The sequence below is a fragment of the Nonomuraea sp. KM90 genome, assembly GCF_052246675.1.
In the GTDB taxonomy this organism is placed as follows: Bacteria; Actinomycetota; Actinomycetes; order Streptosporangiales; family Streptosporangiaceae; genus Nonomuraea.
Map to the genome: position 1 here is coordinate 51,681 of NZ_JBQQCB010000043.1, position 25,849 is coordinate 77,529.

Sequence of the window (25,849 nt, forward strand, 5' to 3'; positions counted from 1 at the left end):
GGCTACGCCGAGACCCTGTTGAGCAGCAGCCGCTCGGTGATCGGGGACTCGTGGGTGCCGGCGACCGTGCAGGCGTGCGCGCCGGCGATCGCCCCCAGGCGCACGCACTCCTCCAGCGGCCTGCCGCGCAGGGTGCCGTACAGGAATCCGGAGACGAACGCGTCGCCGGCGCCGTTGCTGTCGGCCACCGGTCCGGGCAGCGGCGCGGCCGGGAAGGCGCGCACCTCGGAGCCGCGCGTCAGGACGAGACAGCCGCCGGCGCCGCGCGTGCACACGACCGTGTGAGCGCGCCCGCGCTCCAGGATGTCGCGCATCGTGGCGGCGGGGTCGGGCAGGGCGGCGGCCGACAGGAAGACCAGGTCGGAGCCGTAGGCGAAGTCCTTCTGGTAGTCGGCGGCGCCGTCCCAGTCGTGCAGGTCGGTGGAGACGGGCACGCCGTCCAGGTCGGGGTAGACGTGGCGGCAGAAGTTCATGATCGACACGTGTACGTGGCGGGGCCGCACGTCGGAGTACAGCTCCCGGGGCAGCCGCTCGCCGGGCGTGAACTTCGGGTCGTGGAGCGAGGTGCGCCGCCCGTCGGGCCCCACGAGCAGGACGCTGCGCCGGGTGCCCGCCGCGGCCGGGCCCCAGCGGCAGTCGAGGTCGCGCAGGGCGTGGCGGATCAGCGCGCCCTGCGGGTCGTCGCCGATGAGGTCGGCGAACGCGACGCCGAGCCCGAGCGCGTGGCAGCCCAGCGCCACGCCGGCGCCGGTGCTGCCGATCCGGTCGACGACCGGGGGGACCAGATAGGTGTCCTTGTACGGCAGCGGCAGCTCGGGCACGTAGACCGTCGTGTCCACCCCGGCGCCGCCCAGGACGAGGACGTCCCGCGTCATCGGTTGACCAGCGGGCCGGAGCCGGTGGAGCCGCGCACGACCAGCTCGGGCTGGAAGATCAGCTCGACGTGCTTGGCGGGGGCGCCGTTGACCTCTTCGAGCAGCGTCTGCACGGCCGCCGAGGCCATCGCGCCGATCGGCTTGCGCACGGTGGTCAGCGGCGGATCGGTGAACGCGATCAGCGGCGAGTCGTCGAACCCGACCACGGACACCTCTCCCGGCACCGACAGCCCCTTCTGCCTGCAGGCGCGGATCGCACCCAGCGCCATCAGGTCGCTCGCGCACACGATGCCGGTGCAGCCGCGGGCGAGCAGCTGCGCGGCGGCGGCCTGCCCGCCCTCGACCGAGAACAGCGAGTGCGAGATCAGGTCGTCGACGTCGGCCGCGCCGAGCAGCTGGGCCATGGCCTGCTTGTAGCCCTCGATCTTCCTGATCACCGGCACGAACCGGCGCGGCCCCAGCGCGATCCCGATCCGCTCGTGGCCGAGGTCGACCAGGTGCTGCACGGCCAGCCGCGCGGCCAGGCGGTCGTCGGGCGAGATGAACGGGGCGTCGATGTGCTCGCTGTAGCCGTCGACCAGCACGATCGGCAGCCCGCGGTCGGTCAGGCGGGTGTAGCGGTCCATCCGGGCGGTGGTGTCGGCGTGCAGGCCGGAGACGAACACGATGCCGCTCACGCCGCGATCGACGAGCAGCTCGGTGAACTCGTCCTCGGGCGCGCCGCCGGGCAGCTGGGTGCACAGCACGGGCGTGTAGCCGTGTTGGGTCAGCGCCTTCTCGATGGCCTGCGCGAACGCGGGGAAGATCGGGTTGTCCAGCTCGGGCGTCACCAGGCCGATCAGCCCGTTGCTGCGTTGCCGCAGGCGGGGCGGGCGCTCGTAGCCCATGAGGTCGAGCGCGGTCATGACCGCCTGGCGGGTGGCGGCCGAGACACCGGGTTTGCCGTTGAGCACCCGGCTGACCGTGGCCTCACTCACCCCGGCCTGGGCGGCGATGTCGGCTAGGCGAGCGTGACCGTTCATGGCACACACTTTACTTTCCACCAGGCCGCCGAATCCGCTGCTCCAGGGACATCGGAGGCGAGCAGGAGCTCCCCGCCGAACTCCCCGCCGAACAACTCATCGAGCCCGAAGTCCACGGGTGCCGCGGTCAGGTTGACGGCGCAGACGAACTCGCCCCGGGAGAACACGAGCGTGCCCTCCGGCGAGTCGTGCCAGGTGAGCTCCCCTTCCAGGTCGCGCCGCAGCCGCAGCGCCTCCCGGTACAGCTCCAGCGTCGAGCCGGGCACGCCCTGCTGGGCCTGCACGCTCAGCTCGGCCCAGTCCGCCGGGATGGGCAGCCAGGGGTCGCTCCAGCCGGACTCCCGGGTCCAGGGCAGCGGCACCCGGCAGCCGTCGCGGCCGCTGTCGGGGTCGCGCAGCCGCTGGGGGTCCTGGCACAGCTCCGCCGGCAGGTCGAGCACCTCGGGCAGGCCGAGCTCGTCGCCCTGGTAGACGTAGGCGGAGCCGGGCAGGGCGAGCGTCAGCAGCGCGGCGGCGCGGGCCCTGGCCAGGCTGCCGTAGCGGGTCACGTGCCGCTTGACGTCGTGGTTTGACAGCACCCAGGTAGTCGGCGCGCCCACGGAGGCGGCCGTGGCCAGCGAGGAGTCGATCACCGCGCGCAGCTCGGCGGCGTCCCACGGGGTGAACAGGTAGTGGAAGTTGAACGCCTGGTGCAGCTCGTCCGGGCGGACGTACATGGCCAGCCGCTCGGCCGTCGGCGCCCACGCCTCGGCCACGCCGATGCGCTCGCCCGGGTAGGAGTCGAGCACGCGCCGCCAGGCGCGGTGGATCTCGTGCACGCCGTCGTTGTCGAAGAACGGCACCGGCTCCCTGCCGACCATCCTGGCCTGGTTGCCGCGGCCGATGTCGGGCAGGCCGCGCGGCTTGACCATGCCGTGCGCCACGTCCACGCGGAAGCCGTCGACGCCCAGGTCGAGCCAGAAGCGCAGGATCGACTCGAACTCCCCGCGCACCTCCTGGTTGTCCCAGTTCAGGTCCGGCTGCGCGGAGTCGAACAGGTGCAGGTACCAGTGCCCGTCCTCGACCTGCGTCCACGCCGGACCGCCGAAGATCGACTCCCAGTCGTTGGGCCGGTCACGGAAGATGTAGCGGTCGCGGTGCTCGCCGCGCAGCGCCTCCTGGAACCAGGGGTGGGCGGAGGAGGTGTGGTTCGGGACCACGTCCACGATGACCCGCAGCCCGTGGCCGTGCGCCTCGTCGATGAGCGCCTTGGCATCCGCAAGTGATCCGAACAGCGGGTCAACGTCCCTGTAGTCCGCCACGTCGTAGCCGAAGTCCGCCATGGGCGAGGTGTAGAACGGCGTCAGCCAGATGGCGTCCACGCCCAGCTCCGCGAGATACGGCAGGCGATCGCGAACGCCGATCAGGTCCCCGATCCCGTCGCCGTTGCCATCAGCGAAACTGCGCACGTAGACCTGGTAGATCGCGGCGTTCCGCCACCAAGCGGTCATGGTTTCCCCCGAATCTCCCCCGTACGTTCCGACTATGAAAGCTCTTTCCGCAACTTTACGCAAGCCCTTCCACAGAGCCCAGAACCGGAAATTTCGGTGTACGGACACCCAAAACCCCCGACCGAAACCCCCACGAACGAGAATCTTTATGTCAAGGGTGGACATGTAGCGTTAAGGCGCGATGTACTACCTCTTCAATCAGCCTCGTCACAGGTGACACGCAAGGTGTGGGCCCATGAGCTCGGTCGTTCTCGACAAAGTGACCAAGGTGTATCCGGGCGACTACCTCGCAGTCGACCGGCTGAGCCTGCGGGCGGAAGACGGCGAGTTCCTCGTCCTCCTCGGCCCCTCCGGATGCGGCAAGTCCACGTTGCTCCGCATGATCGCGGGCTTGGAGGAGATAACCGAAGGGGACCTCTGGCTGGACGGGCAGATGGCCAACCACCTGGCCCCGCGTGACCGCGACGTGGCGATGGTGTTCCAGAACGGCGCGCTCTACCCGCACCGGACGGTACGCGGGAACATCGCCTTCCCCCTGGAGATCGCCAAGTCCGATCCCGGCCTGGTGCGCGAGCGCGTCACCGAGCTGTCCAAGGCGTTACACATCGACGAGACGCTCGACCGCCGTCCTGGCACGCTCTCCGGCGGCCAGCGGCAACGGGTGGCGATGGGCCGGGCGATCGTCCGCCAGCCCAAGCTGTTCCTCATGGACGAGCCGCTGTCGAACCTGGACGCCGGCATGCGCACCGAGCTGCGGATGGAGATCTCGTCGCTGGTCAGGTCGCTCGGCGTCACCACGATCTACGTCACGCACGACCAGGTGGAGGCCCTGACGCTGGCGGACCGGATCGCGATCCTGAATCGCGGCGTCCTGCAGGACGTCGGAACTCCGGCCCAGATTTACAACGATCCAGCGACGGCCTTCGTGGCGGCTTTTCTCAACTCCCAGCAGTTGAACCTGTTGGCGGCGGGTGTCAGGACTCCGCAGAACCAATATGTGATGCTCGACTTCGGCCCGCACAGGCTGACGATGCCGTGGAGCGATCCCAGGGCGTACGCCATCTCGCAGCACACGGGCGGGCAGGTCCTCATCGGGCTGCGGCCGGACGGGCTGGCCCCGGTGCCGGAGTCGTACGACGGGCCGTCGTTCTTCGGGCGGGTGCGGGCGCTGGAGTATCACGGGCACGAATGGCTGGCGTACCTGGAGTGCGGCATGCCGGCCGTACCGGTGCCCGAGCCGCCGGACCCGCGCGGGCGCGGGAGCCGCGTCAACGGCGAGAAGAACGGGCACGGCATGGTGTCCAACCTGGTACGGCGGCTGTTCTCGCACCCCAGGGAGGAGCCGCAGGACCAGGAGCAGGTGGGCCAGCACCCGAACAGCGGCATCCACCGCCGGTCGGACCTGATCATCCGGCTCGGGAACCGCCCCGTCTGGCGCGCCGGCGACGCTGCCAAGGTGGCGGTGGACCTCTCCCGCATCATGATCTTCACCTCGGACGGCGCCCGCATCGACCCCCCGCGCCGCTAGCCCTTCCTTCTCCCCCTTCCAGGCCGGACGCCACCATGGCGACCGGCCGTTTCTTTTGCCCTTGACCAACCGGACCACAGTCCGTATCTTCGGGAGCAGCAACCGGACCGCAGTCCGGAAAGTTGAAGGGACCTGATCTCATGAGCCACCTGCTGCACATCTCGGCCTCCCCGCGCGGCAGCGAGTCGATCTCGCTGGACCTCGCGCGGACCTTCACCGACGAGTACCTGGCCACCCACCCGGGCTCCCGCGTGGACCACTTCGACCTGTGGGACGGGACGCTCCCGGAGTTCGGCCCCGCCGCCGCGGGCGCCAAGATGACCGTGTTCGGGGGCGGCACGCCGGTGGGCGAGCAGGCGGAGGCGTGGGCGGCCGCCGTGCGAACCTTCGAGCGGTTCGACGCCTATGACCGTTACCTGTTCAGCGTGCCGATGTGGAACTCGGGGGTGCCGTACAAGCTGAAGCAGTTCATCGACGTCGTCAGCCAGCCGGCGATGATCTTCGACGTGCATCCCGAGACCGGCTACCGCGCCCTGCTGACCGGCAAGCGCGCGGCCGTCGTCTACACCAGCTCCGTCTGGGGCCCGGCGCTGGGGCCGGAGTTCGGCACCGACTTCCAGTCCACGTTCTTCGGCGGATGGCTGACGTGGGCCGGCATCGCCGACGTCCAGGAGATCCGGCACCATCCGACGCTGACGGGGTCGTACGAGAACGAGCGCAAGCAGGCGGGCGAGCGGGCCAGGGAAGTCGCCAGGACGTTCTAGCGGCGGAGCCCGGTGAGCGCGGCCGGATCGAAGGAGACCGGGTAGGGGATGCCGACCGTCAGTGTGTCCCCCGCCTTGGCCTCGGCCACCAGCTCGTAACCGCGGGCACCCAGGTTGAAGACCTCGACCCGCGGAGCACCGTCACCCTGCAGCTCGACCCTGATGAAGACCGGTATGCCACCGGCGGCATATTTCGGCGGCTTGATCTCGTAGTCGCGTCGGTGGCTGCTCTTGCCGGGGCTGACGATTTCGACCACGCAGACGACGTCGCCCGATGAGAGCTTGGACACCCCCGAGAGCATCGCCTCGGCATGCCCCACCACGATGTCGGGGATCAGGCCGTCCTCACCGACCTCGAGGTTGCCCGTCTCCACCACCTCGTAGTCCTCGGGACGGGCGTCGTCAAGAATCCGGAGCAGGCGCTTGGCAGCGATCGCGTGATCGTAGCCGGGCATGGGACTCACCAGGAAACTCCCGTCGATCAACTCTATGCGCTCCCCGGTTTCGGGCAGCCTGAGCCAGTCCTCGACGGTGTAGTCACCTTTGGCATGTGGCACGGAGAAGAGCCTCGCGCGGCCGGGCGGCGGATGCGCATCCAGCCAGCCGTGATCCGGCAGAGCAGTCATCGCCTCATCGCCTTCCATGAATGAGAGTCTCGCACGGACACCAGCCGGGAGCCAGGCGTGACCGGACGAGCACGTCGAGTGACGTGATCAGATTACCTGCGCTTTACCGGGGCTGTCCGTGATCCGCGGATGTTCGTCCGGGGTCAGGAGGGCGGGGTCCAGCGGGGGCCGTCCGGGGTGTCCTCGATCAGGACGCCGCCGCGTGCCATCGCCGCCCGCAGCGCGTCCGCCACGTCGTAGCACCCCTTCTCCCGAAGCTCCGCCCGCAGCACCAGCAGCGGCTCCACCAGGGCGGGCAGGCCCTGGGAGCGCTGGGTCGCCGTCGAGGCGAGCTCGCCGAGCCGGGCGATGAGCAGCCGCATCAGCTCCCTGGCCTGCTCCACCCCGCCCGCGTCCTCCTCCGTGTCGGCGGCCCACTTGACGATCTCCGCCTCCAGGTCGAGCACGGCCTGGGCGGCGGCCACCATGTCGGGGCGGGCGGCGGCGGCCTTGAACAGCTCCTCGCACGACTGGATGGACTCCTCCAGCGTCACCTCGGCGGGAGTGGTCTCGACGGGGCCGGGCGGGGGCGGGGCCGGGGTGCCGGCCCGGCCCTCGGCCAGGCGGCGCAGCTCGGCCAGGTGCGTACGGCTCCCCGACGGCAGCACCGTCAGCGACCCCGGCCGGCGCACGGTCAGGCCGCCCCGGCCCGCCACCCGCACCGACTCGCTCTCCAGGTCGACGACCAGCGCCGTGTGCTCGTCGAGCCCGAGGACCGCCGTGCCCGCCGGCAGCTCGCGCTCCATGCGCGACAGGCGGCGCTCGCCGAGGTAGCAGTAGCGGGTGTCGTGGGTGCCGCCCTCGGCGTTGTCGAAGTGCGGGATCAGCACGGCCTGCAGCCCCAGCGGCTCCAGCAGGTCGATGCCCTCGCGCCAGTGGGGCTCCGCGCCCACCTTGTAGATCTCGTAGACCGGCACGGTGGCCAGCCCCGCCGTGCAGGCCGCCGCCGAGGCGAGCACGGTCACCCCCTCGCGAGCGCGAATCCGGGCCCGCAGGTCGCCCGCGACCCCGGAGCCCGCCCACCGGTCCAGCGCATACGTCGGGCTGCCGGGCCCGGAGAACACCCAGTCGGCGCCCGTGATCGCGGGAGCCACCTCGACATCCAGCCCGACGCTGTGGGCGAAGTATCGGCAGGCGCGGGCGGAGATGTCGGCGCTGTTCTCCTGGAAGGCGTAGGGAGTGTCGAGCAGCACGGCTCGCGCCCCCGGGCGGAGCGTCCGCGCCGCGGCACGGTGGATCTCGACCATGGTCGGGCTCGTCTCGCCCGACCCCATCAGCACCAGCAAACCGGGCATGGCTGTCGGCCTCTCTCTCGCACGCCCTCGACTACAGCCCGGTCCGCCGCGGTGTTCAAGAGCGGGAGACAATATGCGTTGGGAACGCACTTGCATATGATGGGCAGGAAGTTGGTGGCGGTGACGGGAAGACACGTGGTCTCGGTTGAGACGCTCATGCTACGGGTGGGCACCGACAATCGCTGGTCCTACCGGCATGCCATTACCCAGCCGCTACGCGGGGAAAGCCCTGATGAGGCGGCGCGGCGGCTCAGCGGGGTCGCCGCCGGCGACCCGGACGTCGTCGTGCACTCCACGAGCTGGCGATATGAGCCGGACGGGAAGGTCGTGCTGACGTACGCGGTCTGCCCCGATCCGTCGCCCTGGTTGCCCGCGGTCGAGGTGCCCGTGCTGGAGATCGCCCGCGGCCGGGCCCCGGCGACGCCGTCACCTGAGCGGCTCGCCCTGGCCAACGTGGTCGCGCACGCGGTCAGGCACCTGGCCTTCCTCATGGCCGAGGACCCCGTGGTCTCCCGCGCCCTGTCCCGCCACCCCGGCATCGCCCCCGCCCTGAAGCCCGCCCTGAAGCCCGCCCTCAGGCCCGCCCTGGAGCCCGCCACGGCACCGGCGTGACACGCGGCGGCCCATCTCCTGCATGGGACGCTCGACGTAGCGGTAGGTCAGCGCGCTGGCGCCCACGACCAGGGCGACGGCCAGCACCGCCATGGCGACCTGGCGGGGCACCTCCGCCCGCCGCAGGTCACCGGTGACCTCCACGAAGTATTTCAGCAGCGGATGGTGCACCAGGTAGAGCGAGTAGCTGATCAGCCCGAACCACACGAGCAGCCGGGGCAGCCGCCGCCCGCGCAGCGCCATCCCGCCCGCGAACGTGGCTCCGGCCAGCGCGATCGTCGTGAACCACACGTCGGCCTGCACCCACCACCAGCCGCTCTCGATGGCCCACAGCGGCGAGATCCCGACCAGCGCCGCGGTGACCGCCACCGGCCACAGGCCGCCGTTGCCCCGCTCCCACCGGTGGATGGCCGTGCCCGCGAACATCACCGCCAGCACCGCCGTCCCCAGCCACGGCACCCGGCTGCTCAGCACCAGCAACACCACCGCCATGAGCCCGAGCACGCAGGCCGCGGCCGTACGGAGCCTGCCCAGCAGCACGCCCGCCAGCCCCACGACGAACACCGCGCACGACGCGTACGCCGGCCACCCGCCGCCCAGCACCGCCCCCGGCGCGACCAGCCCGACCACCACGGCCCCGGCCGCGAACAGCATCGCCAGCAGCCCGCTGCGCCCGTGCCCGCCCGTCAGGAACAGCGCCGTGACCAGCAGGTAGAACACCATCTCGTACGAGAGCGTCCACATGGTGTCGGCCACCCCGCCGACGCTGACGACGTCGAGCAGCATGGTCGCGTGCGCCGCCACCGCGCTCCCGTCGCGCGGCACGGCCTCCCGCACCGGCACCCACCAGGCCAGCGCCAGGACCAGGACGATGACGGCGAGGTAGAGGGGGTAGAGGCGGAAGAAGCGGCTGATCCAGAAGGCGCGCACGTCGCCGTGGCGCTCCAGGGAGGTCGGGATGATGTAGCCGCTGACCAGGAAGAACACCAGAATGCCGTAGACGCCCAGGTTGAACCAGTAAGGCCGGAGAGCCGGCAGGAACCAGGGCAGCAGGTGCTCGGCCACCACCGCGAGGGCGCCGATGCCGCGCAGGGCGTCCAGCCAGGCGAGCCTCGCGACGGGGGTGGGCGCGGGCAGGGCGGCGGCGGTGGCGGACACTCGCCCCAACTTACCCGTTCCGCAGGGGGTGATGCGGGGGTTGGCGCCTTTCGGGCCCCACCTCCCGCGGGGTTGCGGCAGTCCGTCAGGAGGGCGCGGCACGGCGGCGAGGACGTGCGGCGTGCGGCGCGGGACCGGAACGCGATCGGTCAGGGCGGCCGGTCAGGGCGGCCGGTCAGGGCAGCCGGTCAGGGCAGCCGGTCAGGGCGGCCGGTCAGGGCAGCCGGTCAGGGCGGCTGGTCAGGGCAGCCGAAATGGGCCGGGGGGATGAGACGGGCGGATGAGACGGGCGGATGAGACGTCGGTGGGCGGAGGGGAGGGTCAGCGGGTGCGGTGGGCGGTCAGGGAGGCGTGGTGGTCGGCGCCGGCCGGGCCGTGCGGGTCCGTGTGGACGGTGGCGGCCCGCAGCCGGGGCAGCTCGTGGATGAGCCGGTGCTCCGCCTCCACCGCCACCTTGTGCGCCGCCACGACCGACATGTCGTGATCGACGAGGATCTCCACCTCGGCATGCAGCGCGTGCCCGATCCACCGCAGCCGTACGGATCCCACCTGCCGCACCCCGTCGACCCCGGCCAGGATGCGTTCGGCGTCGTCCACCAGGGCGGGGTCCACGGCGTCCATGAGCCGGTGGTAGATCTCGCGGGCGGCGTCGCGCAGCACGAAGCAGATGGCGACCGTGATCAGCAGCCCGACGATCGGGTCGGCGATCGGGAAGCCGAGCGCGGCGCCCCCCGCGCCCAGCAGGACGGCCAGCGAGGTGAAGCCGTCCGTCCTGGCGTGCAGGCCGTCGGCCACCAGGGCGGCCGAGCCGATCTCCTTGCCCACCTTGATCCGGTAGCGGGCCACCCACTCGTTCCCCGCGAACCCGATCAGCGCCGCCACGGCCACCCAGCCCAGTGCCGTGATCTCCTGGGGATCCAGCAGCCTCCGGACGGCCTCGTACCCGGCCAGCGCGGCCGAGGCGGTGATGAGCGCGACGATCACGATGCCCGCCAGGTCCTCGGCCCGGCCGTACCCGTAGGTGAAGCGGCGGGTGGCGGCGCGGCGGCCGAGCGAGAACGCGATGGCCAGCGGCACGGCGGTGAGCGCGTCGGCCAGGTTGTGCAGGGTGTCGCCGAGCAGCGCGACGGAGCCCGAGGCCACGACGATGACCGCCTGGACGGCGGCGGTGACCATGAGGACGGCGAACGAGATGCCCAGCACGCGCATGCCGCGGCTGCTGCTCTCCAGGGCGGAGTCGGTCTTGTCCGAGGTGTCGTGGCTGTGGGGGGCGAGCGCGTGGACGACCCGGCCCAGCACCGCCTTGATCCCCCGGCCCCGCTCCTCACCGTGCCCGTGGCCGTGGCCGGTCTCATGACCGTGCCCATGACCGTGGCCATGACCGTGGCCATGACCGTGCCCATGACCGTGCTCGTCCCCATGATCGTGCTGGTGCGGTGTCGAAGCCGGGTCGCGCTGGTCAGACATGGCATCCCTCGCTTGCGCAATTCGTCCCTTTTGACCAGGATATGTAGTCATGTACGCACGCGACAACACCTCAGGTGCGGAACCGTCGCAAGAACCCACCCCCGCCCAGGTGGACGCGGCCATCGAGGCGTTCAGGATGCTCAGCGACGGCACCCGTCTCCGCCTGATGTGGCTTCTGTCGTCCGGGGAACGCGATGTGAACTCACTTGCCGGGGCCATCGGCGTGCCCCGCCCGTCGGTGTCCCAGCACCTGGCCAAGCTCAGGCTGGCCGGACTGGTGAACACCCGCCGGGACGGCCGCCGGGTGCTCTACCGGGCCAGGGACTCCCACGTACGGGCGCTGATCGCGGAAGCCCTGTTCCACGCCGACCACGAGGTGTCGGGCCTGCCCCGGCACGACTGATCCGGGGAGGTTACCAGCCCACCTTGCCCTTGCCCGAGATGAGCGCGCGGGCGATCACCATGCGCTGGACGTCGTTGGTGCCCTCGCCGATCGCCATCAGCGGCGCGTCCCGGTAGAGCCGCTCGACCACGAACTCCTGCGAGTAGCCGTACCCGCCGTGGATCCGCATCGCCTCCAGCGACGCCTTCAGCGCCACCTCCGAGGCGAAGTACTTCGCCATCCCCGCCTCCATGTCGACCCGCTTGCCCCCGTCGGCCTGGGACGCGGCCCAGTACGTGAGCAGCCGGGCGGCCTGGATCTCCGTGGCCAGGTCGGCGAGCTTGAGCTGGATGGCCTGGAACTCGGCGATCGGCTGCCCGAAGGCCGTGCGCTCGCGCGAGTAGTTCAGCGCGGCGTCGTACGCGGCCTGGGCGACGCCGACGGCGCGGGCGGCGATGTTGATCCGCCCCATCTCCAGCCCGCCGAGCACCTGCTGCATGCCGCGCCCCTCGACGCCGCCGAGCAGGCCGGACACCGGCACGCGCACCTCGTCGAGCACCACCTCGCACGTCTCGGTGCCCTTGTAGCCGAGCTTGGGCAGGTCGCGGCTGACGCTGAAGCCCGCCGACGACGGGTCCACGAGCAGCACCGACATGCCCTTGTGCGCCGGCTCGGCGATGGAGGTCTTGACCAGCACCGGCAGCGGGTCGGCGTGCCGGGCGTTGGTGATCCACGTCTTGGTGCCGGTCACGACGTAGTGGTCGCCGTCGCGTACCGCCCGGGTCTGGATGCCCTGCAGGTCGGTGCCCGCGCCGGGCTCGGTCAGCGCGATCGCGGTGCGGCGCGCGCCGCTGGCCAGGTCGGCGAGGTGCAGCCGCTTCTGCTCCTCGGTGCCGTGGCGGGCGATCATCCAGCAGGCCAGCGAGTGGGACCCGATGGTGCCCGCCACGCCCATCCAGCCCCGCGCGATCTCCTCGAAGACCAGCGCGAACGAGACCATGTCGGCCTCCATGCCGCCGTACTCCTCCGGCACGGACAGGCCGAACAGCCCCATCTGCTTCATCTTGTCGACGATCTCGGTGGGATAGCGGCCGGAGTGCTCCCACTCGGTGGCCACCGGCAGGATCTCCTTCTCCACGAACGCGCGCAGGGTCTCGCGGAAGGCCTTCTGCTCGTCGGTCAGCTCGAAGTCCATGTGCCTCAATTCCTCAGAGCGGGCCGGTCCTGGCCTGGGGGAAGTAGCCCTTGTCGTGCGGGGCGTGGCGCTTGTAGACCATGACGGTCCGCGTCCAGGACATGATCTCGTCACCGTCCTGGTTGAGCCCGCGCGTGTAGCAGGTGACGATCCCCGCGTACGGGCGCGACTTCGACTCGCGTTTCGCGGTCACCTTCGACTCGGCGTAGAGGGTGTCGCCCACGAACACCGGGTGGGTGAGCTTGATGTCCTCCCAGCCGAGGTTCACGATCGCCGTCTGGCTCACGTCGATGACGGAGATGCCGAGCACGATCGCCACGGTCAGCCCGGAGTTCACGATGATCTTGCCGGTGGGGGACCTGGCGGCGAGGTGGGCGTTGAAGTGGTTCTGGTTCGTGTTCATGGTCAGGAGCGTGAACCAGGTGTTGTCGGCCTCGCTGATCGTGCGGCCCATGGGATGCTGGTAGACGTCCCCGACGGTGAAGTCCTCGTAGTAGCGGCCGATGGCGGGCTCGTGAACGGTCAAGGGCTCTGCTCCTGTTGACAACGATCAGACCGCTCACGTTAGTGACCAGATGATTGTTCGGTCAATCAGCCACGTACGACCGGGCGGCCATCTTCGAGACCACGTCCACGATGCGGGCGGCGCGCTCGACCTCGGCGCGGTGGAAGACCGGCCCCTCGGCGCGGGCGACCACCAGGTGCAGCCCGGCCGCGACCACCGGCAGCAACATCAGCCGCAGCTCCTTGGCGTCCATCGTGATGGCCCGGGGAGGCGGCTCGGGCAGCTCGAACTCGCTGGGGGCGGCCAGCGAGGCGTGCCGCACCGCCCCGTCGACCACCGCCACCGACCACTCCGCGCCGCACAGCCCCGGCAGCGCGTCCACCAGCGTGGCGAAGCCCCTGGCGGGCTCGGCGGCCACGTGCATGAGCAGGTCGTAGTCGAGGGCCGAGCCGGGCACCTCCTTGGTGGGCCAAACCCCTTCAACGCGTACGCCAGGCATGGCGGACAGCCGCTCGCGCGCCTCGGCGGCGGTCACCGGGCCCGGCCAGGACACCGTGAAGTCGTCCACGGCCCGACCGGCCTCCCGCTCGAGCACGGTGACCTGCAGGATGTCCGCTCCCAGCGCACCCAGCGCCTTCGCGACCTGCCCGAGACCGCCCGGCCGGTCGGGCAACGACACCCTCAGTCGCAGCAGCATTGCCGCCCCCTTTCCAGAGGCTCTCACAGTGCCGTGGAAAGGTTTCCAGCATGTTCCACGGATATGTCGCACATGCTGCGGTTATATCCCAGGATGCAGTGTTAAGTCCGGATTGTCGATAAAAGGGAGTTGGGGTTTCCGCAGGTCATCGTGTTGTTGCTGCCAATTTCTGACAATTCCCTCATTACCTGCCGCTAGGCGAACACGTCCTGCTGGTAGCGGCCCACCGCCTCCAGCCCGGCCAGCCAGGCGGCCCCGTCCGCACCGGTCCTGTCGCGGTGGATGTCCAGCAGGGCCTGCCGCACGGCGGGCGCCATCCGCAGGCCGTCGCCGCAGACGTAGACGTGGGCGCCCTGCGAGAGCAGCTCCCACACCTCGTCCGCGCGGGCGGCGACCGCGTCCTGGACGAACCGGTACGGGTGCCCCGCCACGGCCGAGTACGCGCGGTGCACCGTCACCCCCTCGGCCTCGTCCCAGGCGGCCAGCTCGGCGGCGTAGAGCAGATCGTGCTCGGGGTGGCGGCACCCGGTGAACACCTCGGCCCGCCCGGTGGCCCCGGTCAGCGCGCGCTCCTCCAGGAAGCCGCGCAGCGGCGCGAACCCCGTGCCGGGGCCCACCAGGATCACCGGCGTGGCCGGGTCGTCCGGCAGGCGGAACGGCGGCGCGGGCACCCGGACGTAGCCGTAGAACACCTCGCCCTCCTTCAGCCCCGCCAGGTAGGCCGAGCACATGCCCTGGTAGGTGCCGGTGCCGGACCAGGCGGGGCCCTCGACGAGGCCGACCGTGAGGCGTACCAGGGCGGGGTCGGCCAGCGGCGAGGAGGACACGGAGTAGTAGCGCGGCTTGATCGGCCCGGCCAGCTCCAGGAACACCGGCAGCGGCAGCTCGATCGCCGGGAAGCGCTCCAGCAGGGCCAGCGGGGAGACGCGCTTGGCGAGGATCTCGTCGGCGTAGCTCTCGGTCAGCTCGGCGAGCTGGCCCGTGGTCCACGGGCAGGCGGTGTGGTCCGCCAGCGCCCGCAGGTCGGACCTGGTGGCCACCTCCTGCAGCTCGGCGAACTCGGTCAGCAGCAGCCCGGCCGTGACCGGCGTGTCCACGGGCAGGTGGGTCGCGCCGGCGGTGCGCAGGCGCACGACCTGCTCGCGCGGGACGCGCAGGCAGCGCAGCGCCCACTCCACCAGCTCGGGGTCGTTCTTGGCGAAGACGGCCACGTGGTCGCCGGCCGAGTACGTCACGCCCTCGGGCAGCCGGGCCACGATGGAGCGCACGCCGGGGCGCGGCGCCTCGACCGAGAAGTCCCAGAGCCCCTCGGGGTCGCCGGTGAGCTCCTCGTTGGAGACGACGGTCAGCGGGACGGCCCGTTCGGAGACCACCGAGGGCCTGACCTCGGCCTCGGTGAGCACCTCCATGGCGTAGCGCGGCCCGGCGCCCGCCCCCAGATCCGTGGCCGCGCTGTACTCCGCGGCCAGCGCCGCCCACAGCCGGGCGGTCCAGGCCGACACGTCGCCGTCGAAGTCGCCGTCGGTGTCGGCCTCGCCGCGCTCGACCAGCGGCACGGCCCCGGCGGCGGTCAGCTTCTCGAACGCGCGCCGGGGGAAGTCCTGGTACGTCGGCCACTGCGTGTTGCCGCAGCCCAGCACGGCCAGCCGCACTCCGGACAGGTCGGGCAGGGACTCCAGGGCGTCGAAGCGCTGGGCGTTGTCGGGGGCCTTGCCGTTGTAGGAGGAGGCGACCACGACGAGCAGGCCCTCGGCGGGCGGCGTCAGCTCGTCCAGCGTGGTCAGCGTGGTGGCGAACCCGGCCCGCCCGGCCCGCTCGGCCAGCCGCTCGGCCAGGTCGGCGCTGGTGCCGAGGTTGGAGCCGTACGCGACGGTGAGCGGCACGCCCGTCACGGCGATGTCCTGCTGCTCGCTCTCCTGCGCCCGCTGCTCGGCCACGACGGCGCGCTCGTGCGCGCGCCGCTCGCGGACCCGGAGCGTGAACCCGTCCGGCTTGAGGGTGAGCGTCTGCTTGATCTTCATCCGGTAGGCGCCGGGGTCGGACAGCGCGAAGCGCCGCAGGATCATCGCCAGCGCGAGCCGGGCCTCGGTGAGGGCGAACTGGCGGCCGATGCAGGCCCGCTCGCCGTTGCCGAACGGCTTGTACGCGCCGGGGTGGTGGTGCTTCTTGTGCTCGGGCAGCCAGCGGTCGATGTCGAACTCGTCGGGCCGCTCCCACGCCTTGGCGCTGCGGTGCAGCGGCGGCAGCAGCACGCCGACGCCCTGGTCACGCGGGATGAGGTAGTCGCCGAGCATGGTGTCCTGGACGGCGCTCACGGCGAAGACGGGGATCGGCGACCAGACCCGCAGCGTCTCCTCCAGGATGCGGGGGATGACGTCGAGCTTCATGATCGTCTCGTACGTGGGCGGCTCGTCGCCCGGCAGCAGCCGGTCCACCTCGTCGTACGCGCGGGCCAGGGTGTGCGGCTCGCGCAGCAGGTTGTACAGGGCGAAGGCGAGCAGGCCGCTGGTGGTCTCGTGGCCGGCGATCAGGAACGTGAGGACCTGGTTGCGGATGTTCTCGTCGGACAGGCGGGCGCCGCTCCGCGGGTCGGACGCCTCCAGCATGAGCCCCAGCAGGTCCTTGGCGCCCCCGCCGCCCTCGGCCCGGCGCTGCCTGATCACGTCGTCGACGAGCGCCTGCATGGTGGCGATGTCGCGCCGGTAGGTCTCCTCGTGCTTCTTCTTGAGCCGGGTGACGAACGGCAGCTGCTGGTTGCGCAGCATGGCCTCGGTCAGCGCGCCGCCCATGGCCTTCAGGAACGGGTGCAGCTCGGGCGAGTCGAACGAGTGGAACCGGTAGCCGAACCCGGTGAGCGAGATCGTGTCGAGCGTCAGCCGGGTCATGTCGTCGGCGACGGGCAGGTCCTCCCCCTGGCGACCTGCCCACGACTCGACGAGCTGCTCGGCGACCTCGAGCATCTGGGGATAGTAGGCCTTCATCGAGCGCTGGCTGAAGGCCGGCATCAGGATGCGATGCGCCTGGCCCCACACCGGCTCGTGCAGCTCGGCCGTGAACAGGCCGTCGCCGCCGAAGTCGCGCACGATCGACAGCGGCGGGTTGATCCGCTTGACGAACCGGCTCTCGTCGCACAGCTGGACGACCAGGTCCGGGTCGTACGCCAGCACGACCCGGCGCCCGGCGATCTCCAGCTGGAAGATGCCCTCCTCGTGCTCTGCGGCCACCTTCACGAAGTGCTCCACCGGCGAGTGCGACGGGATCTGCAGCGTGTTGCCCACGATCGGCAGACCTTGCGGGGCGGGGATCCGCGCCATGAGTGCTCCCTTCCATAGCCATACACCGTATGGCTGACGCTACCATACGGTGTATGGCAGTGAGCGCGCGCAGGGGCGCACCCCTGACTCTCGAAGAGATCAGCTCCGTGGCATTGCGCCTGATAGACGAGGGCGGCATGGAGGGGCTGTCCATGCGCAAGCTGGCGGCCGAGCTGAACGTCAACCCGATGTCGCTCTATCACCACGTGGCGAGCAAGGAGGCGCTGATCGGCCTGATCTGCGCCACGGCGGCCCACCACGTCCAGCTGCCGCCGGACGACGGCTCGCCCTGGCAGGAGCAGCTCAGGGAGCTGGCCCTGGCCTACTACCGGCACGCGCGGGAGCACCAGAGCCTGTGGACCTACCTGCAGAACCATCCGGAGGCCGTCGCGGACCGGCAGATGTCGATCTGGCAGGCGCTCTATCGCATCCTGCGGCTGGCGGGGGTGCCGGAGTCGGAGCTGCGGCGCACGAGCGACGTGCTGCACGCGTTCGTGACGGGCTTCGTCGTCGCCGAGACGCGCGGCCACCTGCCGGACGACCCGGACGAGATCAGCCGCGACTTCGACACGGCCATCCGGCTGATCATCCATGGATTGGCGGGTTTCTCCAGCTAAGTGTTGCGTTGGAAAATCCAACTCACCTAGAGTGGGTTCGGTTTTCCAACTGACAAGGAGGGGCCGCGATGCGTGACGCCGTCATCGTGGAGGCCGTACGCACCCCGATCGGCAAGGGCAAGCCCGGCGGGGCCCTGTCCGGGGTCCACCCGGTCGACCTGCTCGCCCACGCCCTGAGCGCGCTGGTCGAGCGCAGCGGGATCGACCCGTCCCTGGTGGACGACGTGATCGGCGGCTGCGTCGACCAGGTGGGCGAGCAGGCCATGAACACCACCCGCTACGCCTGGCTGGCGGCCGGCCTGCCGGACTCGGTGCCCGCGGTCACCGTCGACCGGCAGTGCGGCTCGTCCCAGCAGGCCGTGCACTTCGCCGCCCAGGGAGTCCTGTCCGGCGCGTACGACCTGGTCGTGGCATGTGGCGTGGAGTCAATGAGCCGCGTGCCCATGTGGTCGAACGTGCCCGCCGGAGCCGACCCGTTCGGCCCCGCCGTGGCCGCCCGCTACCCGGAGGGCCTGGTGCCGCAGGGCATCAGCGCCGAGCTGATCGCCGCCAAGTGGTCACTCGGCCGCGAGCAGCTCGACGCGTTCTCCGCGCACTCGCACGCCAAGGCCGCCGCCGCGTCCTTCGCCGACGAGCTCGCACCCGTGGCGGGCCTCGACCACGACGAGTCGGTACGGCCGTCCACCACCGGGGAGATCCTCGCCGGGCTCCGGCCCGCCTTCGCCGACCCCGGCTACGCCGAGCGGTTCCCGCAGATCTCCTGGTCCGTCACGGCGGGCAACTCCAGCCCGATCAACGACGGGGCCGCGGCGGTGCTCATCACCACCTCGGAGACGGCGGCCCGCCTCGGCCTGAAACCGCTGGCCCGGCTGCACACCTTCGCCGTCACGGGCTCCGACCCGGTCCTCATGCTCACCGGCGTGATCCCGGCCACGGAGAAGGTCCTGCGCCGCGCCGGGCTCCGGCTGGCCGACATCGACCTGTTCGAGGTCAACGAGGCGTTCGCCAGCGTCGTACTGGCCTGGCAGCAGGAGACCGGCGCCGACCCCGCCAAGATCAACGTCAAGGGCGGCGCCATCGCCCTCGGCCATCCCCTGGGCGCCAGCGGCGCCCGCATCACCACCACCCTCGTCCACGCCATGCGCGAGCACGGCGCCCGCTACGCACTGCAGACCATGTGCGAGGCGGGCGGCCTGGCCAACGCCCTCATCCTGGAGCACACCTCATGAAGATCTCCGGCAGCACCGCCCTCGTCACCGGCGCGAACCGCGGCCTCGGCGCCGTCTTCGCCCGCGCCCTCCTGGAGCGCGGCGCCCGCACCGTCTACGCCGCCGCCAGGAACCCGGACACCGTCACCGACCCGGACCTGACGCCCATCGCGCTCGACATCACCGACCCGGCCGCCGTGACGGCCGCAGCCGGGCGCTGCACCGACGTGGACCTCCTGATCAACAACGCGGGCGTCCTCCTGCCGTACGGCCCCGGCCAGGAATCGGCCCGCGCGGAGATGGAGGTCAACTACTTCGGCACGCTCGCCATGAGCGACGCCTTCGCGCCCGTGCTGGCCCGCAACGGTGGCGGGGCCCTGGTGAACGTGCTGTCGGTGCTGTCGTGGGTGACGTTCCCGCACCTGCGCACGTACTCGGCGGCCAAGGCGGCGGCCTGGTCGCTGACGAACGCGCTGCGGGTGGAGCTGCGCGAGCAGGGCACCCACGTGCTCGGCGTGCACGCCGGCTACATCGACACCGACATGGCCGCCGGCGTCACCGACCCCAAGGTCAGCCCGGCCGAGGTGGTCGCGCAGGCGCTCGACGGCCTGGAGCAGGGCGCGTACGAGGTCCTGGCCGACGGCGTCAGCCAGAACGTCAAGGCCGCCCTGTCGGGCGGCCTCGAGCTCCTCTACCCCGCGCTCACTCCCCGCTAGGGCGTTCCTGCAGCACCCATCCGTTGCCGTCGAGATCGTTGAAGAACACGAACGAGTTCCACCGGCTGCCCTTGCCGTCGGCCAGGGTGCCGTCCTTCTCGTAGTGCTTGACGTCGCTGACCTCGACGCCGCGCCCGGCCAGCTCGGCCCGCGCGGCGTCGATGTCGGGCACCACGAGCTGCAGCCCCCGCACGGCACCCCCGGCGGGCGCGCCGATCACGATCGAGCAGGCCGACCCGCGCGGGGTGAGCTGCACGATCCGCGTGCCGGGGCTGATCCGGGTGTCGTGGTCGACCACGAACCCGAGCCGCTCGCTGTAGAACTGCTTCGCCTTCTCCACGTCGGCCACCGGGATCGACACCACCTCGAGCTTCCAGTCCACTGGGTCCCTTCCTTTCCGATGCTCTGTGCTGGTCTGTCACCAAAGCGTCGAACAGGCGGCCCCGGATTCGACCGGCTCTCCCGGCGGATCGTCTCAGCCCGCCGCCTCCCAGACGGCCTCGAACGCCACCGGGGTGATCTCGGTCAGCTCCCAGATCTCCAGCGGCTGGTCGGTGAGGAAGCCCTGCTCGTCGTGCAGGTGCCGCCACCAGTAGCGGCGGGCGGCGCGGTCGGCGCCCACCTCGACCTGCCGGACGGCCCAGTGCTCGCCGTCGCCCTCGACGCTCTCGAACAGCCAGGCGCGCCCGTCGTCGTCGCCCATGTGCCAGTAGTGGCGGGGGGCGTCGGACTCGGCGAGCTGCCGCACCAGCGGCCGGCGAAGATCTTCAGGAACCTCTGGAACCACGCTGACCACTCTAGACACGTCTCAGCGCTGGTACGCCCCGGCGTCCGGGGAACCGGTCAGGGGCTTGCCCGCGAGGTCCTTGGCGAAGGCCTTGCCGCCGTACCACCTGGCGGTGAGGGACACGCCGCGGCCCAGCGCCGGGGAGCCGGGGCGCAGGCGCAGGTCCGTACGGGAGACGAACTTCGGGTCGGCCATGACCGACTTGGGCCCGAGCTTGAACCTGGCCGTGCGGCCCTTGTACACGCTGCCGGCCTCGTCGGCGCCCGCGCCGTCCTCCCAGCCCGCCTCCCCGCCCACCAGGATCACGTTGTTGCGCAGCTTCAGGATCGACGGCGAGCACCCGTCGTGGCAGGACCAGCCGATGGTGTCCGCGGCCGGCAGATAGACCGAGTTGTGCACGGCGACCGTGCCCTTGACCGGGCCGACGATGTGGCGCGGGCCGCGGGTGATGAGGAAGGAGCCGCGGCTGCGCGAGGAGGTGACGACGTTGAAGGCGAAGAGGTTGCCGGTCGCGGTCTTGCCCTTCTGGGCGCCGAGCTCGGTGAACGTCTCGTTGTTCCGGGAGGTGTTGTGGGTGACCCGGTTGCGGTCGCCGTTGAAGATCTCCACGGCGGCGCCGTCGGTGCCGTAGTCCTCGCTCTTGGCGAAGCTGCCGGTGATGGTGTTGCCGGTCACCACGTTGTCGTCGCCGTTGAGGAGCACGCCGAACGCGCCGGAGTCGTTGTCGCCGCCGTCGTCGTTGACGCTCATCCGGTTGTTGTCGGTCAGGACGCTGTCGCGGATGGTGTTGCGCGAGCCGGACGGCGTGACGTACACGCCGGCGATGTTGCGGTCGGCCTGCACGCCGGCCAGCTCGTTGGAGTCGCCGCCGACCTCGAAGCCGGACCAGCGGCAGCCGGAGGCGCGCAGGCCGCTGATGCGCCAGTGGTTGCCCTTGACGACCACGCAGTCGGCCTCGCCGCCGCTGATCCTGGCGAGCGCGCCGCTGCCGTAGGCCCGGACGACGATGGGCCGGGCGGCGGTGCCGTTGGCCTCCAGCGTGAGCGGCCCGGTGAAGGAGCTGCCCCGCTTGAAGGAGACGGTGTCGCCCGGCTTGAGCTCGGCGGCGTTGACGTTGGCCAGCGACTTCCACGCGGCGGCCGCGCTGGTGCCGGCCGCCGCGTCGTCGCCCGACCTGGAGTCGACGTAGTAGGTGGTGCCCGCCTGTGCGCTCGTCTGGGCTGCGGCCGCGGACGGTACGGCAGGCAGGAGCGAGGCCATAACGGCTACGGAGAGCAACCTCATGCGAGCACACCACTATCTAGTTGGGGACACGGAGAATCAGCAGAGGCAACCGTAGCGTCATCGACGCGTGAGGCGCCACACACGTAGCGAAGGTCCTTCGCCGGGGATGACGTCACCGTCCGGCGCGTTGTACAGGCCGGTCGCGTGCGTGCCGAGGGCGAGCGGCTCGCCCGGCGCGCGGCGCGCGCACACCAGGAGTGACTCCTCGTACGTCTCGCGCGCGAAGACCAGGCAGTCGGCGTCGGCGTGCAGCCAGCGCAGGCCGCCGTGCCGCAGGGCGGGCTCGGCCCGGCGCAGCCCGAACAGCTCCCGGTAGCCGGCCAGCGTCTCCAGGTCCTGGTCGTGCGGCCGGTTCCAGGGCATCGGGGTGCGGGAGTGCTCGCCGTTCACGCCGGTCAGGCCGAACTCGCTGCCGGCGAAGACCATGGGCGTGCCCGGCAGCGTGGCCTGCAGGCCGAGCGCGAGCAGGTGGCGCTCGCGCGAGCCGGTCACCGTGCGGATGCGGGGCGAGTCGTGCGAGTCGAGGAGCTGCCAGGAGTGCACGAGCGAGCGCCACGACATCTGCGAGGCGAACGACCGGAACGCGGCCAGCGTGGCCCGGCCGTCGCGCTCCGGCACGCCGCCCGGGGCGCCGAGGAAGTGCTCCAGGTCCAGGCCGGGGTCGCGCAGCCAGGCCCAGACGGGCCGGGTGAAGCCGCCGTAGTTCATGGTGCCGTGCCAGCCGTCGCGGTCGAGGTCGCGGGTGGCGTCGTGGTTGTGCTCGGCGATGAAGGCGGCCTCGGGGCCGAGCTGGGCCCGCAGCAGGGCGGCGACCTCGTGGGCGTAGTCGTCGCCCCCGCGCCTGCCGGTCATGTTGGCCACGTCCACCCGCCAGCCGTCCAGCGGGCCGAGCCACTTCTTCAGCACCGCCGTCATGCTGGAGCGCACCAGCTCGCTGCCCCAGTTGAGCTTGGGCAGCGTCTTGAACCCCCACCAGGACTCGTAGTCGCCGGTCTCGGGGTCGAAGTAGAACATCTCGCGCTCGGGGGCGTTCACGTCGGAGACGGCCGCGGTGAACCATTCGTGCGCGTCGCCGCAGTGGTTGGTGGTGATGTCGCCGAGCAGCCGCATGCCCCGGTCGCGCAGCGCGCCGGACAGGCGGTGCAGGGCGTCGTCGCCGCCGAGCAGCGGATCCACGTGCTCGAAGTTCGAGGCGTCGTAGCGGTGGTTGGAGCGGGCGGGGAAGAACGGCGTCAGGTAGACGGTGTCGACGCCGAGGCTCTGGACGTGGTCCAGCCGCCGCACGATGCCGTCGAGGTCGCCGCCGTAGAACTGCTGCGAGGTGCCGGGGCCGGTGGCGATCACCGGGTCGCGGTCCCAGTCGCGCGGCATCGCCCAGTCGGGCACGTCGGGCATGGGCCCGGAGCGGTCGAAGCGGTCGGGAAAGATCTGGTAGACGATCGCGTCCGGCATCCACGACGGCGGCGCCTGGTGGCAGACCAGGCGGAAGTCGCCGGCGTCGGTGAGGTCGTGGCCGAACAGCCCGGCCGCGGTCAGCCAGGAGTGCCCGCTCCCGGTGCGCAGCAGGAAGCGGTACGGGGTGACGGGGTTGACCGCGGTGATCTCGGCCCGCCACCAGACGTCGGTGCGGCCGTACCCGCCCGCGTCCCGGCGCGAGGGGTCCGGGGACGCCTCGAAGTAGCGCGGCTCCCCGTCGTGCACCGCGCGCACGTGCACGCCGGTGACCCCCGCGGCCAGCGGCGCCCGCAGCCAGACCGTCACCCGCGAGCCGAGCTCGGGCCGCTGGTCGGAGACATACAGAGCTGAGCCGTCGTGATGCGGCTCCCCCAGATAGCGCATCTGCACCTATCCCTTGACAGCTCCGGCGGTGAGCCCGGAGACGATGTACTTCTGCAACCACAGGAACACACCGACCGTGGGAACGGCGGTGATCAGCGTGGCCGCGGCGAACATGCCGAAGTTCGCGTTGCGGTGGTCGCCGGCGATCATGCCGTACATGCCGACGGCGAGCGTCTTGCTCTCCGGGTCGCGCAGGAACACGTTGGCCATGAGGAACTCGCTCATCGTGCCGATGAACGCCAGCAGCGCGGTGACCGCGAGGATGGGCGTGACCAGCGGCATGATGACGCGCCAGAAGATCTGGGCGTGCGTGGCGCCGTCCACGGTGGCGGCCTCGTCCAGCTCCTTGGGCACCGTGTCGAGGAACCCCTTCATCAGCCAGGTGTTCACGCCGAGCGCGCCGCCGAGGTAGAGCAGCAGGAGCCCCCAGACGGTGTTGAAGCCGAAGGCCGGGTAGAGCTCGGTCACCTCGGTGAAGATCATGAAGATCGTCACGATGGCGAGGAACTGCGGGAACATCTGGATGAGCAGCAGCGCCAGCAGGCCGACGCGCCGCCCGGCGAAGCGCATGCGGCTGAAGGCGTACGCGGCCAGCATCGACAGCAGCAGGCTGGCGAACGACGACACCAGGGCGATGAAGACCGAGTTGAAGAACCAGCGGGCGAACGGGTAGGTGTCGGAGGTCAGCAGGTTGGCGAAGTTGTTCAGGCTCGCGCCGGTGGGCAGCAGGTCCGTGGAGGCCAGCGTGCCCATCGGGTTGATCGCGGCGGAGAGCACGAACAGGATCGGGAACACCGCGAACGCGCACACGATGAGCACGTAGGCGTGCCGTAGCGTCATCTTCACGCGTAGATCTCCTCCTGCCTGCGGGTGCGCCGGAACGCCACGGCCGAGATGACGGCCACGATGGTGAAGATGAACACCGAGATCGCCGCCGCGAAGCCGAACTGCGCGCCGCCCGCCCCGAACGCCAGCCTGAACGTGTAGGTGATGAGCAGGTCGGTGCCGCCCACCTGCGGGTTCTCGGCGGGGAAGGGGCCACCGTCGGTGGTGAGCGCGATGGCGTTGAAGTTGTTGAAGTTGTAGGCGAACGACGAGATCAGCAGCGGCGTGAGGGCGACGAGCAGCAGCGGCAGCGTCACCCGGCGGAACGCCCGCCACGGCGTGGCCCCGTCGATGGCGGCCGCCTCGGTCAGCTCGCGCGGGATGGCCTGCAGCGCGCCGGTGGTGACCAGGAACATGTACGGGAAGCCGAGCCACAGGTTGACCAGGATGACCCCGAACCGGGCGGTGCCCAGCTCGCCGAGCCAGTCGATGTTGGCGCCGAGCAGCTGGTTGATCAGGCCGAAGTCGCGGTTGAACATGTCGCGCCAGACCAGCAGCATGGCGAAGGCGGGCATCGCGTACGGCAGGATCAGCGCGATCCGGTAGAACCGGGTGCCGCGCATGCGCGGATGGTGCAGCGCCAGGGCCACCGACATGCCGAGCCCGAACGTGCCGAGCACGGAGACCAGGGCGAAGAAGATGTTCCAGCCCAGCACCCCCGCGAAGTATCCCGAAATAGTGGGATTTGTCAGCACGCGGGAGAAGTTGTCCAGGCCGACGTTGACCTGCCAGCCCTGTGCCAGGTGCTCGCCCTCGGCGTTGACGAAGTAGCCCTGCCCCTCGTCGGCCGTCCAGGTGCCGCCCTCGCCGCGTACGCAGTCGCAGCCGGCGTCGTACACCAGGGCGGCCTTGCCCTCGACGGCCCGGCTGAGCCCGTTCGCCTTGATCAGGCCGTCGCCGGTCGGGACGGCCAGCGCGGAGACCTCCGGCCCGCGGGCGGCCGCCTGGGGCGCCTTGAGCACGGTCAGCCCGGGCGCGCTCAGCACCTTGCCCGTGACGCCGACCTGCGCTCCGTCCAGCCGCGAGAGCCCGTCGGCGGTCCCCAGCGAAACCTGCTCGGTCGCCGGGTCCACCAGCAGGAACACCAGCTCCTCGCCGCGCAGCGCCACGGTCAGGGAGTACTCGGGCGAGCCGGGCGCCTGCCGGACCGAGCCGGTCTCGATGGCGGTGATCGCGGCGGCCTTGTCACCGCGGTGCCCGTCGCCGAAGTTCGTGAACGCGGTGGTCACCGTGTAGACGACGGGGAACACCTGGAAGGCGAGCAGGAAGACGGTGCCGGGAACGAGGTACTTGGCGGGGATGAAACGCCGGGTCAGGTAGAGGTAGGCGATGAGCGCGCCCACCGCGCACAGCAGCCCCAGCGAGACCCACGACCCGGCGGCGACCAGCGGCGGCACGGCGTAGAGCAGGATCGCGGCGGCGATGGCCAGCACCACGATCCTGCTCACCACGAACGCCGTGGTGATCTCCCGGCGGGGCCGCGGAGCCGGCTCGGCCGGCCCCGCGCCCTCTCTGGGTGCCTCACGCACGTCCAGAGCCATGAC

Annotated in this window: 23 protein-coding genes; 6 read left to right on the forward strand and 17 right to left on the reverse strand. The window is 71.1% G+C overall.

All coding sequences use genetic code 11. From position 1 onward, the window contains the following. Positions 1–2: 2 nt before the first annotated feature. The 3 genes from ACTWPW_RS33095 to ACTWPW_RS33105 are packed head-to-tail and all read right to left on the reverse strand — an operon-like array spanning position 3 to position 3,387. The gene (locus ACTWPW_RS33095) at positions 3–875 is read right to left on the reverse strand and encodes a carbohydrate kinase family protein (RefSeq protein WP_443170906.1); all 873 of its coding nucleotides are present in this window, start codon (positions 873–875) and stop codon (positions 3–5) included. Then, entirely contained in the window at positions 872–1,897 is a 1,026-nt protein-coding gene (locus ACTWPW_RS33100) for a LacI family DNA-binding transcriptional regulator (RefSeq protein ID WP_375116496.1), read from the reverse strand. Before ACTWPW_RS33100 ends, ACTWPW_RS33095 begins: the two co-directional genes overlap by 4 nt. After that, positions 1,894–3,387 (reverse strand): glycoside hydrolase family 13 protein, encoded by a 1,494-nt coding sequence (locus ACTWPW_RS33105; RefSeq protein ID WP_443170907.1) that lies wholly within the window; start codon positions 3,385–3,387, stop codon positions 1,894–1,896. Before ACTWPW_RS33105 ends, ACTWPW_RS33100 begins: the two co-directional genes overlap by 4 nt. Before the next feature lie 235 nt (positions 3,388–3,622). Between ACTWPW_RS33105 and ACTWPW_RS33110 the strand changes: the two genes are divergently transcribed. Beyond that, positions 3,623–4,915 (forward strand): ABC transporter ATP-binding protein, encoded by a 1,293-nt coding sequence (locus ACTWPW_RS33110; protein WP_375116498.1) that lies wholly within the window; start codon positions 3,623–3,625, stop codon positions 4,913–4,915. A gap of 140 nt (positions 4,916–5,055) precedes the next feature. Next, the gene (locus ACTWPW_RS33115; protein ID WP_375116499.1) at positions 5,056–5,679 is read left to right on the forward strand and encodes an FMN-dependent NADH-azoreductase; all 624 of its coding nucleotides are present in this window, start codon (positions 5,056–5,058) and stop codon (positions 5,677–5,679) included. On the opposite strand, the gene ACTWPW_RS33120 is transcribed toward ACTWPW_RS33115, so the two are convergent. The 4 genes from ACTWPW_RS33120 to ACTWPW_RS33135 form a co-directional block, all read right to left on the reverse strand. Further along, positions 5,676–6,323 (reverse strand): Uma2 family endonuclease, encoded by a 648-nt coding sequence (locus ACTWPW_RS33120; protein ID WP_443170908.1) that lies wholly within the window; start codon positions 6,321–6,323, stop codon positions 5,676–5,678. The two genes, ACTWPW_RS33115 and ACTWPW_RS33120, sit on opposite strands and share 4 nt — an antisense overlap. Positions 6,324–6,448: 125 nt before the next feature. Further along, entirely contained in the window at positions 6,449–7,639 is a 1,191-nt protein-coding gene (locus ACTWPW_RS33125) for a hypothetical protein (RefSeq protein ID WP_443170909.1), read from the reverse strand. Between the two features lie 426 nt (positions 7,640–8,065). Next, positions 8,066–9,409: an acyltransferase family protein gene (locus ACTWPW_RS33130; protein WP_443170910.1), complete on the reverse strand. Its 1,344-nt coding sequence runs from the start codon at positions 9,407–9,409 to the stop codon at positions 8,066–8,068. Positions 9,410–9,730: 321 nt separating this feature from the next. Next, the gene (locus ACTWPW_RS33135) at positions 9,731–10,876 is read right to left on the reverse strand and encodes a cation diffusion facilitator family transporter (RefSeq protein ID WP_375116502.1); all 1,146 of its coding nucleotides are present in this window, start codon (positions 10,874–10,876) and stop codon (positions 9,731–9,733) included. A 49-nt stretch (positions 10,877–10,925) separates the two neighbouring features. Between ACTWPW_RS33135 and ACTWPW_RS33140 the strand changes: the two genes are divergently transcribed. Beyond that, the gene (locus tag ACTWPW_RS33140) at positions 10,926–11,279 is read left to right on the forward strand and encodes an ArsR/SmtB family transcription factor (protein WP_364112298.1); all 354 of its coding nucleotides are present in this window, start codon (positions 10,926–10,928) and stop codon (positions 11,277–11,279) included. Between the two features lie 10 nt (positions 11,280–11,289). Here ACTWPW_RS33140 and ACTWPW_RS33145 read toward each other — a convergent pair whose 3' ends face one another. From ACTWPW_RS33145 to ACTWPW_RS33160, 4 genes are all read right to left on the reverse strand, one after another. After that, positions 11,290–12,453 carry an acyl-CoA dehydrogenase family protein gene (locus ACTWPW_RS33145; RefSeq protein WP_364112296.1) on the reverse strand — a complete coding sequence of 388 codons (1,164 nt, stop codon included), beginning with the start codon at positions 12,451–12,453 and terminating at the stop codon, positions 11,290–11,292. A gap of 13 nt (positions 12,454–12,466) precedes the next feature. Then, positions 12,467–12,979 (reverse strand): MaoC family dehydratase, encoded by a 513-nt coding sequence (locus ACTWPW_RS33150; RefSeq protein WP_375116503.1) that lies wholly within the window; start codon positions 12,977–12,979, stop codon positions 12,467–12,469. A 61-nt stretch (positions 12,980–13,040) separates the two neighbouring features. Next, positions 13,041–13,655, reverse strand: a complete 615-nt coding sequence (locus ACTWPW_RS33155) for an ACT domain-containing protein (RefSeq protein ID WP_375116504.1) — start codon at positions 13,653–13,655, stop codon at positions 13,041–13,043. Between the two features lie 194 nt (positions 13,656–13,849). After that, positions 13,850–16,969, reverse strand: a complete 3,120-nt coding sequence (locus tag ACTWPW_RS33160) for a bifunctional cytochrome P450/NADPH--P450 reductase (protein ID WP_443170911.1) — start codon at positions 16,967–16,969, stop codon at positions 13,850–13,852. A 53-nt stretch (positions 16,970–17,022) separates the two neighbouring features. On the opposite strand from ACTWPW_RS33160, the gene ACTWPW_RS33165 reads away from it, so the two are divergent. The 3 genes from ACTWPW_RS33165 to ACTWPW_RS33175 all read left to right on the forward strand — a co-directional run bounded on the left by ACTWPW_RS33165 (position 17,023) and on the right by ACTWPW_RS33175 (position 19,510). Further along, positions 17,023–17,586, forward strand: a complete 564-nt coding sequence (locus tag ACTWPW_RS33165) for a TetR/AcrR family transcriptional regulator (protein WP_375116506.1) — start codon at positions 17,023–17,025, stop codon at positions 17,584–17,586. Between the two features lie 68 nt (positions 17,587–17,654). After that, entirely contained in the window at positions 17,655–18,815 is a 1,161-nt protein-coding gene (locus tag ACTWPW_RS33170) for a thiolase family protein (RefSeq protein WP_375116507.1), read from the forward strand. Beyond that, a complete protein-coding gene (locus tag ACTWPW_RS33175; protein WP_375116508.1) occupies positions 18,812–19,510 on the forward strand; it encodes an SDR family oxidoreductase in 699 nt (232 codons plus the stop codon). The genes ACTWPW_RS33170 and ACTWPW_RS33175 overlap by 4 nt, the downstream gene beginning before the upstream one ends. Here the strand turns inward: ACTWPW_RS33175 and ACTWPW_RS33180 are convergent. From ACTWPW_RS33180 to ACTWPW_RS33205, 6 genes are all read right to left on the reverse strand, one after another. Continuing rightward, positions 19,497–19,892: a VOC family protein gene (locus ACTWPW_RS33180; protein ID WP_443170912.1), complete on the reverse strand. Its 396-nt coding sequence runs from the start codon at positions 19,890–19,892 to the stop codon at positions 19,497–19,499. The genes ACTWPW_RS33175 and ACTWPW_RS33180 overlap by 14 nt on opposite strands. A gap of 93 nt (positions 19,893–19,985) precedes the next feature. Further along, complete coding sequence (locus tag ACTWPW_RS33185; protein ID WP_375116510.1) at positions 19,986–20,297, reverse strand: hypothetical protein; 312 nt, start codon at positions 20,295–20,297, stop codon at positions 19,986–19,988. Positions 20,298–20,318: 21 nt separating this feature from the next. Continuing rightward, positions 20,319–21,557 (reverse strand): right-handed parallel beta-helix repeat-containing protein, encoded by a 1,239-nt coding sequence (locus ACTWPW_RS33190; RefSeq protein ID WP_375116511.1) that lies wholly within the window; start codon positions 21,555–21,557, stop codon positions 20,319–20,321. Between the two features lie 81 nt (positions 21,558–21,638). Beyond that, a complete protein-coding gene (locus ACTWPW_RS33195; protein ID WP_375116512.1) occupies positions 21,639–23,420 on the reverse strand; it encodes a glycoside hydrolase family 13 protein in 1,782 nt (593 codons plus the stop codon). A 6-nt stretch (positions 23,421–23,426) separates the two neighbouring features. Beyond that, positions 23,427–24,260, reverse strand: a complete 834-nt coding sequence (locus tag ACTWPW_RS33200; protein ID WP_375116577.1) for a sugar ABC transporter permease — start codon at positions 24,258–24,260, stop codon at positions 23,427–23,429. A 2-nt stretch (positions 24,261–24,262) separates the two neighbouring features. Next, positions 24,263–25,846, reverse strand: a complete 1,584-nt coding sequence (locus ACTWPW_RS33205; RefSeq protein ID WP_443170913.1) for an ABC transporter permease subunit — start codon at positions 25,844–25,846, stop codon at positions 24,263–24,265. Positions 25,847–25,849 lie beyond the last annotated feature (3 nt).

Bases quoted from the DNA above. Each gene is read 5' to 3' on its own strand.
- ACTWPW_RS33125 (WP_443170909.1), bottom strand. From the start codon at position 7,639: ATGCCCGGTTTGCTGGTGCTGATGGGGTCGGGCGAGACGAGCCCGACC.
- ACTWPW_RS33095 (WP_443170906.1), bottom strand. From the start codon at position 875: ATGACGCGGGACGTCCTCGTCCTGGGCGGCGCCGGGGTGGACACGACG.
- ACTWPW_RS33190 (WP_375116511.1), bottom strand. From the start codon at position 21,557: ATGGCCTCGCTCCTGCCTGCCGTACCGTCCGCGGCCGCAGCCCAGACG.
- ACTWPW_RS33175 (WP_375116508.1), top strand. From the start codon at position 18,812: ATGAAGATCTCCGGCAGCACCGCCCTCGTCACCGGCGCGAACCGCGGC.
- ACTWPW_RS33165 (WP_375116506.1), top strand. From the start codon at position 17,023: ATGGCAGTGAGCGCGCGCAGGGGCGCACCCCTGACTCTCGAAGAGATC.
- ACTWPW_RS33155 (WP_375116504.1), bottom strand. From the start codon at position 13,655: ATGCTGCTGCGACTGAGGGTGTCGTTGCCCGACCGGCCGGGCGGTCTC.
- ACTWPW_RS33105 (WP_443170907.1), bottom strand. From the start codon at position 3,387: ATGACCGCTTGGTGGCGGAACGCCGCGATCTACCAGGTCTACGTGCGC.
- ACTWPW_RS33110 (WP_375116498.1), top strand. From the start codon at position 3,623: ATGAGCTCGGTCGTTCTCGACAAAGTGACCAAGGTGTATCCGGGCGAC.
- ACTWPW_RS33115 (WP_375116499.1), top strand. From the start codon at position 5,056: ATGAGCCACCTGCTGCACATCTCGGCCTCCCCGCGCGGCAGCGAGTCG.
- ACTWPW_RS33195 (WP_375116512.1), bottom strand. From the start codon at position 23,420: ATGCGCTATCTGGGGGAGCCGCATCACGACGGCTCAGCTCTGTATGTC.
- ACTWPW_RS33200 (WP_375116577.1), bottom strand. From the start codon at position 24,260: ATGACGCTACGGCACGCCTACGTGCTCATCGTGTGCGCGTTCGCGGTG.
- ACTWPW_RS33140 (WP_364112298.1), top strand. From the start codon at position 10,926: ATGTACGCACGCGACAACACCTCAGGTGCGGAACCGTCGCAAGAACCC.
- ACTWPW_RS33145 (WP_364112296.1), bottom strand. From the start codon at position 12,453: ATGGACTTCGAGCTGACCGACGAGCAGAAGGCCTTCCGCGAGACCCTG.
- ACTWPW_RS33100 (WP_375116496.1), bottom strand. From the start codon at position 1,897: ATGAACGGTCACGCTCGCCTAGCCGACATCGCCGCCCAGGCCGGGGTG.
- ACTWPW_RS33170 (WP_375116507.1), top strand. From the start codon at position 17,655: ATGCGTGACGCCGTCATCGTGGAGGCCGTACGCACCCCGATCGGCAAG.
- ACTWPW_RS33135 (WP_375116502.1), bottom strand. From the start codon at position 10,876: ATGTCTGACCAGCGCGACCCGGCTTCGACACCGCACCAGCACGATCAT.
- ACTWPW_RS33120 (WP_443170908.1), bottom strand. From the start codon at position 6,323: ATGGAAGGCGATGAGGCGATGACTGCTCTGCCGGATCACGGCTGGCTG.
- ACTWPW_RS33205 (WP_443170913.1), bottom strand. From the start codon at position 25,846: ATGGCTCTGGACGTGCGTGAGGCACCCAGAGAGGGCGCGGGGCCGGCC.
- ACTWPW_RS33160 (WP_443170911.1), bottom strand. From the start codon at position 16,969: ATGGCGCGGATCCCCGCCCCGCAAGGTCTGCCGATCGTGGGCAACACG.